Here is an 11675-nt window from a genome sequence, read left to right on the forward strand (position 1 = left end):
TTGTAGATATTGCCGACGATGCCGCGACGCTGGGTGCGCTCGACATGCACCTCTTGCAGGACACCGTTTTCCACCACGGCCACGCGCGATTCCATCGGCGTGATGTTGATCAGAATCTCTTCGCTCATGGCTGGGTCTCGTTCCTGGTGTCTTTATTGTAGTGGCGATGACGCGCCCGCAAGGCCCTTCTCAGGACGCTTGCCAGCAGGCGATGCCGTTGCGTTGCAGCAGCGCCGCGGTTTCGAACAAACCCAGACCGACGACGGCAGAATAACTGCCTTCGAGCTTTTCTACGAATATTGCACCCAGACCCTGAATGCCATAACCGCCCGCCTTGTCCGCCGGCTCGCCGCTGGCCCAATAGGCACGGGCCTCGGCCTCGTCAACAGGGCGGAAGGTGACCCGCGCCGACGCTGTGCAGGTGTCCATGCGGGCACCGTCGAACAGCGCCACGGTGGTGATCACCTCGTGAGTGCTGCCGGACAACAGCGCCAGTATCGCCAAGGCCTCGGCCTCGTCGCGCGGCTTGCCGAGAATGCAGCCTTGAGCGATGACCGCCGTGTCTGCTCCCAGCACATGACCGCTGCCTGGCTGCGGCAGCGACTCCCAGCCGGAGCGGGCCTTTTCTTCGGCCATGCGTTGTACGTAGGCAAAGCTGCCTTCACCGGCCTGCGGCGTTTCGTCGATGGGTGCCTTGACCACGGTGAACGGGACGCCGATCTGTGTCAGCAGTTCACGCCGTCGTGGCGAGCTGGAAGCCAGGTACAGGGTAGACATGCGAGGCGTCTCCGCGTCGGGCCGCGCACGGGCCCGTCAGTTGATGCCCAGGCGCTTGCGCAAGCCGCGCAGCAGATAGCTGACCCACGGCCAGAGCAAAGCGCTCATCAGCGCAGGCAGCAGCAGGGCCAAGGTAGGTTGACGATTGCCGGTCAAGGCGCTCAGCCACAGCTGGACCAACTGCGCCAGGCCGAAGACCACGAGGATGACCAGGCTCTGCTGCCACATCGGGAAGATGCGCATGCGCTGGGCCAGGGACAGGATGAGGAAGGTGATGAGGCTGAGGATGAGCGCGTTCTGCCCAAGCAGTGTGCCGAACAGCACGTCCTGCGCCAGCCCCAGGACCCAGGCGGTGGTCATGCCCACCTTGTGCGGTACCGAGAGCGTCCAGTAGGCCAGCAGCAGGGCCAGCCACAGCGGCCGCAATACTTCCATGAACTGCGGCATCGGCGACACACAAAGCAACAGGCCGACGATGAAGGTCACCCAGATGACCCAGCCATTGCGCGAGCGAGTACCCACCATTATTGCCTCTCCCGTGTTGTAGCCGGCGCGGACCGCGAAGGTGTCGCCGGGGTCGTGTGCGCGGGGGTGGCGGCCGGTGCGGTGCTGTGCGCGGGTGTGGCGGGTGCAGCGGCAGCCGGCGCCGTGGTTGGCGTCGTCGGAGTGCTGGCTTCGGGTGCCGCGCCTTGGCGATCGGCGGCTTCCTGAGCCTGCGCGGCCTCGGTGGCGCGCTGCTCCGGCGACCGGCTGTCGCTGAACACCAGCAACAGATAACGGCTGCGGTTCAGGGCGGCGGTCGGCACCGCGCGCACGATGGCGAAGGGCTGGCCGGAATCGTGGATAACTTCCTTGACCGTGGCCACCGGATACCCGGCCGGGAAACGCTGCCCCAGGCCCGAGCTGACCAGCAGGTCGCCTTCCTTGATGTCCGCGGTATCGGCCACATGGCGCAGTTCCAGGCGTTCGGGATTCCCCGTGCCACTGGCGATAGCGCGCAGGCCGTTGCGGTTGACCTGCACCGGGATGCTGTGGGTGGTGTCGGTGAGCAGCAGCACACGCGAGGTGTAGGGCATCAATTCGACCACCTGCCCCATCAGGCCGCGTGCGTCGAGCACCGGCTGACCGAGCACCACGCCGTCGCGTTCGCCCTTGTTGATCAGGATGCGATGGGTGAACGGGTTCGGGTCCATGCCGATCAGCTCGGCGACCTCGACCTTTTCGTTCACCAGCGCCGAGGAGTTGAGCAACTCGCGCAGGCGCACGTTCTGTTCGGTCAGCGCCGCCAGCTTTTGCAGGCGACCCTGCAACAACAGGGCTTCGGTCTTGAGTTTCTCGTTTTCGGCCAACAACTCTGTGCGGCTGCCAAACTGGCTGGCAACGCCTTCATACAGACGTTGTGGCAGATCGGTGACCCAATAGGCACGCATCAGCACCAGCGACATTTCGCTGCGCACGGGCTTGAGCAGGGTGAAGCGCGCGTCGACCACCATCAGCGCGACCGACAGCACGACCAGCACCAACAGGCGCACGCCCAGTGAGGGGCCCTTGGTGAAAAGCGGTTTAATAAGCCGCTCCTCCCAGGCAAATGTTCATGTGGTCATTCATGTGACGGCAAACCGGCCCGGATCGAAAGTACAGGACGCATACAGGTAGCATCGAAGACGCTACCTGTAAACGGCCCCAGGAATCTTTCCCGCGAAGTTACTCGCTGGAGAGCAGATCCATGGTGTGCTTGTCCATCATTTCCAGGGCACGGCCGCCACCACGAGCCACACACGTCAGCGGATCTTCGGCGACGATTACCGGCAGGCCGGTTTCCTGGGCCAGCAGCTTGTCGAGGTCGCGCAGCAGCGCGCCACCACCGGTCAGCACCAGGCCGCGCTCGGCGATATCCGAGGCCAACTCCGGAGGCGACTGCTCCAGCGCGCTCTTGACCGCCTGCACGATCGTGGCCAGGGACTCCTGCAGAGCCTCCAGCACTTCGTTGGAGTTCAGGGTGAAGGCGCGTGGCACGCCCTCGGCCAGGTTGCGGCCGCGCACGTCGACTTCACGCACTTCGCCGCCCGGGTAGGCGGTGCCGATTTCCTGCTTGATGCGCTCGGCGGTGGATTCGCCGATCAGGCTGCCGTAGTTGCGACGCACGTAGGTGACGATGGCTTCGTCGAAGCGGTCGCCGCCCACGCGCACGGACTCGGCGTAAACCACGCCATTGAGCGAGATCAGGGCGATTTCGGTGGTACCACCGCCGATGTCGACGACCATCGAACCGCGTGCTTCCTCGACCGGCAAACCGGCACCGATGGCGGCTGCCATGGGCTCTTCGATCAGGAACACTTCGCGGGCACCGGCGCCGAGCGCCGATTCACGGATGGCACGACGCTCCACCTGGGTGGACTTGCAAGGCACACAGATCAGCACGCGCGGGCTGGGCTGCAGGAAGCTGTTTTCGTGCACCTTGTTGATGAAATATTGCAGCATCTTTTCGCAGACGCTGAAGTCGGCGATGACGCCGTCCTTCATGGGGCGAATGGCGGCGATGTTGCCGGGTGTACGACCGAGCATGCGCTTGGCTTCGGTACCGACCGCAACGACACTTTTCTGATTACCGTGGGTCCGAATGGCCACAACCGATGGCTCATTCAGAACGATACCGCGCTCACGCACGTAAATAAGGGTGTTGGCAGTGCCCAGGTCGATGGAAAGATCGCTGGAAAACATGCCACGCAGTTTCTTGAACATGGGAAAAGGACCCTAGGCAACGCGTGGGTAAAAAAGTGCGGCAAACTCTAACAACGGCGGGGATTTTGGGCAAGGCGCCAATATGTTAAATTGGCTGTTTTTCCGGGCACGCCTGCACTCGATCGCGGCCATATGACCGCAAAAGTGCGATTGTGTTCCCCAAAACCACGGCCCTGCCGTATTTCATTTTCCACCGGAGACCCCCATGGCGCTTGAACGCTGCGACGTGGAAAAGATCGCTCACCTGGCCCGTCTGGGCCTGAATGACGCCGATCTGCCACGCACCATCGAAGCACTGAACAGCATTCTGGGCCTGGTCGACCAGATGCAAGCGGTCGACACCCGCGGCATCGAACCCCTGGCCCACCCACTGGAAGCGAGCCAGCGGCTGCGCGCCGACCAGGTGACCGAACGCAACCAACGCGACGCCTACCAGGCCATTGCGCCGGCGGTCGAGAACGGCCTGTACCTGGTTCCGAAAGTCATCGAGTAAAGGGAAAAGAGCCTGCCATGCATCAACTGACACTGGCCGAGATCGCCCGCGGACTCGCCGACAAGAAATTTTCCGCCGAAGAGTTGACCCGCACCCTGCTGGCGCGCATCGCCCGGCTGGACCCGCAGCTCAACAGCTTCATCACCGTCACCCCCGAGCACGCCATTGCCCAGGCACAGGCCGCCGATGTGCGCCGCGCCAACGGTGAAAGCGGTGCCCTGCTGGGCGTGCCGCTGGCCCACAAGGATCTGTTCTGCACCCAAGGCATCCGCACCAGCTGCGGGTCCAGGATGCTGGACAACTTCGAGGCGCCCTACGACGCCACCGTGGTGGCCAAGCTCAATGCGGCCGGCGCGGTCACACTGGGCAAGCTGAACATGGACGAATTCGCCATGGGCTCGGCCAACGAGAACAGCCACTACGGCGCGGTGAAGAACCCCTGGAACCTGGCGCATGTGCCCGGCGGCTCGTCGGGCGGTTCGGCTGCGGCCGTGGCCGCGCGTCTGCTGCCAGTGGCCACAGGTACCGACACCGGCGGCTCGATTCGCCAACCCGCCGCCTTCACCAATCTCACCGGCATCAAACCGACCTACGGCCGGGTGTCGCGCTGGGGCATGATCGCCTACGCCTCCAGCCTCGATCAGGCCGGCGTGCTGGCGCGCAACGCCGAAGACTGCGCCCTGCTCCTGCAAGGCATGGCGGGCTTCGATCCGCAGGACTCCACCAGTATCGATGAGCCGGTTCCGGACTACAGCGCCACCCTGGGCGACTCCCTGCAGGGTCTGCGCATCGGCGTGCCGAAGGAATACTTCGGTGCCGGCCTCGACCCGCGCATCGCCGAACGGGTACAGGCCAGCATCCAGGCGCTGGAAAAACTCGGCGCGGTGATCAAGCACATCAGCCTGCCAAACATGCAGCAGGCGATCGCCGCCTACTACGTGATCGCGCCGGCCGAAGCGTCCTCGAATTTGTCGCGCTTCGATGGCGTGCGCTTCGGCTACCGCTGCGAGAACCCCAAGGATCTGACCGATCTGTACAAGCGCTCGCGCGCCGAAGGCTTCGGCGCGGAAGTGCAGCGTCGCATCATGGTCGGTGCCTATGCCCTGTCGGCCGGCTACTACGACGCCTATTACCTACAGGCGCAGAAGATTCGCCGCCTGATCAAGAACGATTTCATGGCCGCCTTCGAAGACGTCGACATGATCCTCAGCCCGACCACGCCGAATCCGGCCTGGAAACTGGGGGCCAAGAACGCCGATCCGGTGGCCGCCTACCTGGAAGACATCTACACGATCACCGCCAACCTGGCCGGCCTGCCCGGCCTGTCGATGCCGGCCGGTTTCGTCGATGGTCTGCCGGTCGGCGTGCAACTGCTGGCCCCTTACTTCCAGGAAGGCCGCCTGCTCAACGTGGCGCACCAGTACCAGCAAGTCACCGACTGGCACACTCGCGCGCCTGAAGGCTTCTAAGGAGAAACATCATGCAATGGGAAGTCGTGATCGGGCTGGAGATTCATACCCAGCTCGCCACCCAGTCGAAGATTTTCTCCGGCAGTTCCACCACCTTCGGTTCCGAGCCGAACACCCAGGCCAGCCTGGTCGACCTGGGCATGCCCGGCGTGCTGCCGGTGCTCAACCAGGAAGCCGTGCGCATGGCCGTGATGTTCGGTCTGGCCATCGATGCCGAGATCGGCCAGCACAACGTGTTCGCGCGCAAGAACTACTTCTACCCTGATCTGCCCAAGGGCTACCAGATCAGCCAGATGGAGCTGCCGATCGTCGGCAAGGGCCACCTGGACATCACCCTGGAAGACGGCACGGTCAAGCGCATCGGCGTGACCCGCGCGCACCTGGAAGAGGACGCCGGCAAGAGCCTGCACGAGGACTTCAGCGGCAGCACGGGTATCGACCTCAACCGAGCTGGCACACCGCTGCTGGAAATCGTGTCCGAGCCCGACATGCGCAGCGCCAAGGAAGCCGTGGCCTACGTCAAGGCGATCCATGCGCTGGTCCGCTACCTGGGCATCTGTGACGGCAACATGGCCGAAGGCTCGCTGCGCTGCGACTGCAACGTCTCGATCCGGCCCAAGGGCCAGGTCGAGTTCGGCACACGCTGCGAGATCAAGAACGTCAACTCGTTCCGCTTCATCGAACGCGCCATCAACAGCGAGATCGCGCGCCAGATCGAGCTGATCGAGGACGGTGGCAAGGTCGTTCAGCAAACCCGCCTGTACGATCCGAACAAGGACGAGACGCGGGCCATGCGCAGCAAGGAGGAAGCCAACGACTACCGTTACTTCCCCGATCCCGACCTGCTGCCGGTGGTGATCGAGGATTCGTTCCTGGAAACCACCCGGGCGACCCTGCCGGAGCTGCCGCCGGCCAAGCGTGAGCGCTTCCAGAACGAATTTGGTTTGTCCGCGTACGATGCCAGCGTATTGGCTTCGAGCCGCGAGCAGGCTGACTTCTTCGAGCAGGTCGTGGGCATCTGCGGCGATGCCAAGCTGGCCGCCAACTGGGTCATGGTCGAGCTGGGCAGCCTGCTGAACAAGCAGGGCGTGGAAATCGAGGAATCGCCGGTCAGCGCCGCGCAACTGGGTGGCATGCTGCAGCGCATCAGAGACAACACCATCTCCGGCAAGATCGCCAAGATGGTCTTCGAAGCCATGGCCAATGGTGAAGGCGATGCCGACCAGATCATCGAGGCGCGCGGCTTGAAACAGGTCACCGACAGCGGTGCCATCGAGAAGGTGCTGGACGAAGTGTTGGCCGCCAACGCCGAGCAGGTCGAACAGTACCGTGCGGCAGACGAGGCCAAACGCGGCAAGATGTTCGGTTTCTTCGTCGGTCAGGCCATGAAAGCGTCCAAGGGCAAGGCCAACCCGCAGCAGGTCAACGAGCTGCTCAAGAGCAAGCTGGCCGGTTGATGCAACAGCGCACCCCCTGTAGCAGCGGCGCAAGCCGCGTGTGGCTCCGACGCGGTGATTCAGACGGACCGGGGATACCGCCGACGCGGCTTGCGCCGCTACTACGGGGGGTTTGTTCATTTGGGCGTCATGTCGTGTGTGCCGGCGCGATTGCATTGTTGGCCGGTTGCGCCAGCCAGAACGGCATCATCGACCCCCGCGGTTACGACCGTGACGGGGTCGCCTCCTATTACGGCGCACGCCACCATGGCGCGCGCACGGCCAGTGGCGAACGCTTCGATCAGCACGGCCTGACCGCGGCCCACCGCCAGCTACCATTCGGTACCCGGGTGGTGGTGACCAATCTGGCCAACCAGCGCAACGTCATCGTGCGGATCAACGACCGTGGTCCTCAATCACGCGGGCGCTTGATCGATGTGTCCAAGGGCGCGGCAGAAAAACTGGGCATGCTGCGCAGCGGCACCGCTCGCGTGCGCGTGCAAACCCTGCAAGACTGACTCGGAGCCGCCGTCATTTTCAATCTCGCCACCTTGCCTGGACCCACCTTGCTGCAATTGTTCGCAGGGCTGTTGCTGCTGATTGCCGGGGCCGAATGGCTGGTGCGCGGCGCCGTGCGCCTGGCGGCTGCGCTGAAGGTCAGGCCGCTGGTGGTGGGCCTGGGCGTCGTGGCCCTGGGCAGCAGTGTGCCGCAGCTGGCGGTCAGCCTGCAGGCGACGTTCGTTGGTACGCCCGACATCGCCGTGGGCAGCCTGGTGGGCAGCAACATCTTCAGCTTGCTGGTGACCCTGGGGTTGTCCGCGCTGATCATTCCGTTGCGGGTGTCCCGGCAACTGCTGCGGCTCGATATCCCGTTGCTGATCGGTGCCAGCGCGCTGGTGTTCGGACTGGCTTGGAACGAACAACTCGGGCGCCTGGAAGGTGGCATCCTGCTTCTGGGCCTGGTCGGCTACCTGGGCGTGCTATGGCGCCAGTCGCGGCATCCGGGCCGGGTGGCGACGCCACAGGGCACCGCCCCCTGGCTCAAGTGCCTGGGCATGATGCTCGGCGGTTTGCTGCTGCTGGTTGCCGGAAGCCACTGGCTGCTGGAAGCGGCGCTGGAACTGGCCACCGATTTCGGCCTGTCGGATCGGGTGATCGGATTGACCATCGTGGCCGTCGGCACTTCTCTTCCAGAGCTGGCCACCTCGCTGGTGGCCGCGTTGCGCGGTCACCGTGAGATAGCCGTAGGTAACGTGATCGGCAGCAATCTGTTCAACCTGCTCGGCGTGCTTGGCCTGACCGCCGTGCTGGCGCCAGCGCCCTTGAGCGTTTCGCCCAATGCGCTGGATTTCGACCTGCCGGTCATGCTGGGCGTCACGCTGCTGTGCCTGCCCCTGTTCTACTCGGGATACCGCGTCACACGGGTCGAGGGGCTGGTGCTGCTGGGGCTCTACGCTGCCTATGGCCTGCATGTAGTGACCTTCACCACGGGCATGCCGCTGGCGGCGAGACTGGAAGAGCTGATGCTGTTCTACGTGCTGCCAGTACTGGCGGCAGTGGTACTCTGGGGCACCCTGCGCGCCTGGCGTCGACAGCACTGAACGACGCGACCTACCCCTGACGCTTCTTGAACATCCAGGCCACGGCCAGTACCCCGAGCCATACGGGAATCAACAACACCGAAATGCGGATGCCTGGGGTCATGTACATGATCACCAGAATCGCTGCCAGGAACGCCAGGCATACCCAGTTGGTGATCGGGTAACCCCAGCTCGGAAAGAACGTTGCATGACCGTTGGCGCGCATGGCCTTGCGGAACTTCAAGTGCGTGATACTGATGATGCCCCAGTTGATGACCAGCGCAGACACGGCCAGCGCCATCAGCAAGCCAAACGCCTCGCCCGGCATCAGGTAGTTGATGAGCACGCTCAAGCCGGTTGCCAGCGCGGAAATCCCCAGTGCTTTCATGGGCACGCCACGACGGTTGACCTTGAGCAGGGTCTTGGGTGCGTCACCCTGCACCGCCAGGCCGAACAACATGCGGCTGTTGCAGTAGACGCAGCTGTTGTAGACCGACAGCGCTGCGGTCAGCACCACCACATTGAGTACGGTGGCCACTACGTTGCTGTCCAGCGCGTGGAAGATCATCACGAATGGACTGCCGCCCTCGACTACTTTTTGCCACGGGTACAGCGACAGCAGGATGGTCAAGGCACCCACGTAGAACAGCAGGATGCGGTAGATCACCTGGTTGGTGGCCTTGGGTATGCTGCGCTTGGGATCATCGGCTTCGGCGGCGGTGATGCCGACCAGTTCCAAACCGCCGAAGGAGAACATGATCACCGCCATGGCCAAGGTCAGGCCCCCGATGCCGTTGGGGAAGAAGCCGCCATATTGCCAGAGGTTGGCGACGCTGGCATCGGGCCCGCCATTGCCGGTGGCCAGCATCCAGGCGCCGAAGCCGATCATGCTGACGATGGCCGCCACCTTGATCAACGAGAACCAGAACTCCATCTCGCCATAGATCTTCACCTGGAACATGTTGATCGCGTTGATCAGCACGAAGAACACCGCGGCCGAGGCCCAGGTGGGCACGTCCGGCCACCAGTACTTGATGTAGATGCCCACGGCGGTCAGCTCGGCCATGCCCACCAGCACGTACAGCACCCAGTAGTTCCAGCCGGACATGAAGCCGGCCAGGCCACTCCAGTAGCGGTTGGCGAAATGGCTGAAGGTCCCGGTGACCGGTTCCTCGACGACCATCTCACCGAGTTGACGCATGATGAAGAAAGCGATGAGGCCGCCGATGGCGTAGCCCAGGATCACCGAAGGGCCGGCCATGCCGATGGTCTGGGCAATGCCCAGAAACAGGCCGGTGCCGATGGCGCCGCCCAGGGCAATGAGCTGGATATGCCTGTTTTTCAGACCCCGATGCAGACCTTCGGGGGTGGATTGATCATCCATTGCGGTTCCTTAGCGGGTAAATGCTTGCCGGTGGGCAAGCAGCGTCTAGATCCAGCCGCCCCACTGCAACAGGAAAATTCCGATATTGGTGGTGATGGCCGCCGCCAGGGTGGTGATCACGATGATGGCGGCGGCGAGCGAATAGTTGCCGCCGCTGGCCCGCACCATGACATAACCGACCGAGGCCGAAGGAGCGCCAATATACAGGAACAGAATGCCCAGTTCCGCCCCGCGAAAGCCCAACAGCCAGGCACCGAATGTACCGACGATCGGCAGCAGGATCATTTTCACCGCGCTGGCGCTCAGGGCCACCGAACCGCTGCTGCGCAAGGCGGCCAGTGACAGGGTGCCGCCGATGCAGATCAGTGCCAGCGGCAGGCTCATCTGCGCGACATAATCGGCAGAGGTCAGGATCCAGTTGGGGATGGGCACCTGCAGCCAGGCGAAGGGCACGGCCGTGACCACGCTGATGATCAGCGGGTTGACCAGGATGCTCTTGCAGATGCTCAAGGGGTCGGACTTGATGTTGGGGCTGTAGATCGCCAGCACCACGACGGACAACGAGTTGTAGAGCACGATCACCAGGCCCGCGAGGATCGAGCCCAGAGAGATGCCGTAGTCACCATACATGCTGCCGGCCAGAGCCAGGCCAATGACGCCGTTGTTGCCGCGAAATGCGCCTTGGGTGAAGACGCCGCGATCGACCTCCGGACAACGCTTGGTGGCGATCCACCAGGCGATGGCGAAGCTGCCCACCGTGGCCACCACGAAATACACCAGCAAACCGGGCTTGAGCGCCGAGCGCAGGTCGGCATGGTAGATGCCCAGGAACAGCAAGGACGGCATGCAGACGTTGAACACCAAGGCCGAGGCGGTCTTGATGAAGTTGTCGTTGATCCACTCGATCCGCTTCAGCCCATAGCCCAAAAACAGCATGGCGAACACCGGAGCGGTCACGTTCAGGGTCTGCAGAAATAGGGCGAGCATGCCGAGGGAACCTGTTGCCTGGAGTCAGACGACAATGATAGCGAGGATAGGGGGATGAGGCGGGGAAATTCTGGCAAAGCGTGTGTATGCAGCAGCCCTTTGGCGGGCCCGCCCCGCTCCCACAGAGATCCCCAGCACCTGCAAGATCCCCGTAGGAGCGGTCAGCGGCCGCGAAAGCCGCACCGCGGTTCCGAAGCTTACTGCGGACCCATCTTGTCCATCAGCGCAGCGAGCATTTCATACTCTTCACCGGTCAGGTCGGTCAGCGGGGTGCGCACCGGACCTGCGTCGTAGCCTGCGATCTTGGCGCCAGCCTTGACGATACTGACGGCATAGCCCGACTTGCGGTTGCGGATGTCCAGGTAAGGCAGGAAGAAGTCGTCGATCAACTTGCCCACGGTCGCGTGATCGTCAGCGGCGATCGCGTGGTAGAAGTCCATCGCGGTCTTCGGAATGAAGTTGAACACGGCGGACGAATAGACCGGTACGCCCAGCGCCTTGTAGGCAGCAGCATAGACTTCGGCGGTCGGCAGGCCACCCAGGTAGCTGAAACGGTCGCCCAGACGGCGACGGATCGACACCATCAGCTCGATATCGCCCAGGCCGTCCTTGTAGCCGATCAGGTTCGGGCAGGTTTCGGCCAGACGCTCGAGCAGCGGTGCGTTCAGACGGCAGACGTTGCGGTTGTAGACGATGACGCCGATGTTGACCGATTTGCACACGGCTTCGACGTGGGCGGCCACGCCGTCCTGGCTGGCTTCGGTCAGGTAGTGCGGCAACAGCAACAGACCCTTGGCGCCCAGGCGC

At 63.5% G+C, this 11675-nt stretch carries 13 protein-coding genes; 5 read left to right on the forward strand and 8 right to left on the reverse strand.

Going from position 1 to position 11675, the window contains the following annotated elements:
• The 5 genes from B2V21_RS10590 to mreB form a co-directional block, all read right to left on the reverse strand.
• Window positions 1-128: hypothetical protein (locus tag B2V21_RS10590; RefSeq protein WP_286916824.1), on the reverse strand; the 128-nt coding region annotated here is incomplete at its 3' end.
• Window positions 129-189: 61 nt separating this feature from the next.
• The gene (locus B2V21_RS10595) at window positions 190-777 is read right to left on the reverse strand and encodes a Maf family protein (protein ID WP_286916819.1); all 588 of its coding nucleotides are present in this window, start codon (window positions 775-777) and stop codon (window positions 190-192) included.
• Between the two features lie 36 nt (window positions 778-813).
• The gene (mreD, locus tag B2V21_RS10600; RefSeq protein ID WP_056845012.1) at window positions 814-1302 is read right to left on the reverse strand and encodes a rod shape-determining protein MreD; all 489 of its coding nucleotides are present in this window, start codon (window positions 1300-1302) and stop codon (window positions 814-816) included.
• Window positions 1302-2345 (reverse strand): rod shape-determining protein MreC, encoded by a 1044-nt coding sequence (gene mreC, locus B2V21_RS10605; RefSeq protein ID WP_286916825.1) that lies wholly within the window; start codon window positions 2343-2345, stop codon window positions 1302-1304. The genes mreD and mreC overlap by 1 nt, the downstream gene beginning before the upstream one ends.
• Window positions 2346-2481: 136 nt before the next feature.
• Window positions 2482-3519 carry a rod shape-determining protein MreB gene (gene mreB, locus B2V21_RS10610; protein WP_008371426.1) on the reverse strand — a complete coding sequence of 346 codons (1038 nt, stop codon included), beginning with the start codon at window positions 3517-3519 and terminating at the stop codon, window positions 2482-2484.
• 205 nt (window positions 3520-3724) lie between these two features.
• Here mreB and gatC point away from each other — a divergent pair, with 205 nt between their 5' ends.
• The 5 genes from gatC to B2V21_RS10635 all read left to right on the forward strand — a co-directional run bounded on the left by gatC (window position 3725) and on the right by B2V21_RS10635 (window position 8518).
• Entirely contained in the window at window positions 3725-4012 is a 288-nt protein-coding gene (gene gatC, locus B2V21_RS10615; protein WP_043186652.1) for an Asp-tRNA(Asn)/Glu-tRNA(Gln) amidotransferase subunit GatC, read from the forward strand.
• 17 nt (window positions 4013-4029) lie between these two features.
• Window positions 4030-5481, forward strand: coding sequence for an Asp-tRNA(Asn)/Glu-tRNA(Gln) amidotransferase subunit GatA (gatA, locus tag B2V21_RS10620; protein ID WP_286916820.1), 1452 nt, complete (start codon window positions 4030-4032; stop codon window positions 5479-5481).
• Between the two features lie 11 nt (window positions 5482-5492).
• Entirely contained in the window at window positions 5493-6938 is a 1446-nt protein-coding gene (gene gatB / locus B2V21_RS10625; protein WP_286916821.1) for an Asp-tRNA(Asn)/Glu-tRNA(Gln) amidotransferase subunit GatB, read from the forward strand.
• Window positions 6939-7072: 134 nt separating this feature from the next.
• Window positions 7073-7435, forward strand: a complete 363-nt coding sequence (locus B2V21_RS10630; RefSeq protein ID WP_056845008.1) for a septal ring lytic transglycosylase RlpA family protein — start codon at window positions 7073-7075, stop codon at window positions 7433-7435.
• Between the two features lie 57 nt (window positions 7436-7492).
• Window positions 7493-8518: a calcium/sodium antiporter gene (locus B2V21_RS10635; protein WP_376787099.1), complete on the forward strand. Its 1026-nt coding sequence runs from the start codon at window positions 7493-7495 to the stop codon at window positions 8516-8518.
• A gap of 10 nt (window positions 8519-8528) precedes the next feature.
• On the opposite strand, the gene B2V21_RS10640 is transcribed toward B2V21_RS10635, so the two are convergent.
• The 3 genes from B2V21_RS10640 to B2V21_RS10650 all read right to left on the reverse strand — a co-directional run.
• Window positions 8529-9881: an amino acid permease gene (locus B2V21_RS10640; RefSeq protein WP_049860559.1), complete on the reverse strand. Its 1353-nt coding sequence runs from the start codon at window positions 9879-9881 to the stop codon at window positions 8529-8531.
• Window positions 9882-9926: 45 nt separating this feature from the next.
• A complete protein-coding gene (locus tag B2V21_RS10645; protein WP_049860558.1) occupies window positions 9927-10868 on the reverse strand; it encodes an AEC family transporter in 942 nt (313 codons plus the stop codon).
• A 197-nt stretch (window positions 10869-11065) separates the two neighbouring features.
• A partial coding sequence (locus B2V21_RS10650) for a 5-dehydro-4-deoxyglucarate dehydratase (protein WP_286916823.1) occupies window positions 11066-11675 on the reverse strand: 610 nt, incomplete at its 5' end.

It is taken from the genome of Pseudomonas sp. UBA6276 (genome assembly GCF_002438365.1).
GTDB lineage: Bacteria > Pseudomonadota > Gammaproteobacteria > Pseudomonadales > Pseudomonadaceae > Aquipseudomonas > Aquipseudomonas coleopterorum.

Bases quoted from the DNA above. Each gene is read 5' to 3' on its own strand.
- B2V21_RS10645 (WP_049860558.1), bottom strand. From the start codon at position 10,868: ATGCTCGCCCTATTTCTGCAGACCCTGAACGTGACCGCTCCGGTGTTC.
- gatA (WP_286916820.1), top strand. From the start codon at position 4,030: ATGCATCAACTGACACTGGCCGAGATCGCCCGCGGACTCGCCGACAAG.
- B2V21_RS10595 (WP_286916819.1), bottom strand. From the start codon at position 777: ATGTCTACCCTGTACCTGGCTTCCAGCTCGCCACGACGGCGTGAACTG.
- gatB (WP_286916821.1), top strand. From the start codon at position 5,493: ATGCAATGGGAAGTCGTGATCGGGCTGGAGATTCATACCCAGCTCGCC.
- mreD (WP_056845012.1), bottom strand. From the start codon at position 1,302: ATGGTGGGTACTCGCTCGCGCAATGGCTGGGTCATCTGGGTGACCTTC.
- gatC (WP_043186652.1), top strand. From the start codon at position 3,725: ATGGCGCTTGAACGCTGCGACGTGGAAAAGATCGCTCACCTGGCCCGT.
- mreB (WP_008371426.1), bottom strand. From the start codon at position 3,519: ATGTTCAAGAAACTGCGTGGCATGTTTTCCAGCGATCTTTCCATCGAC.
- B2V21_RS10640 (WP_049860559.1), bottom strand. From the start codon at position 9,881: ATGGATGATCAATCCACCCCCGAAGGTCTGCATCGGGGTCTGAAAAAC.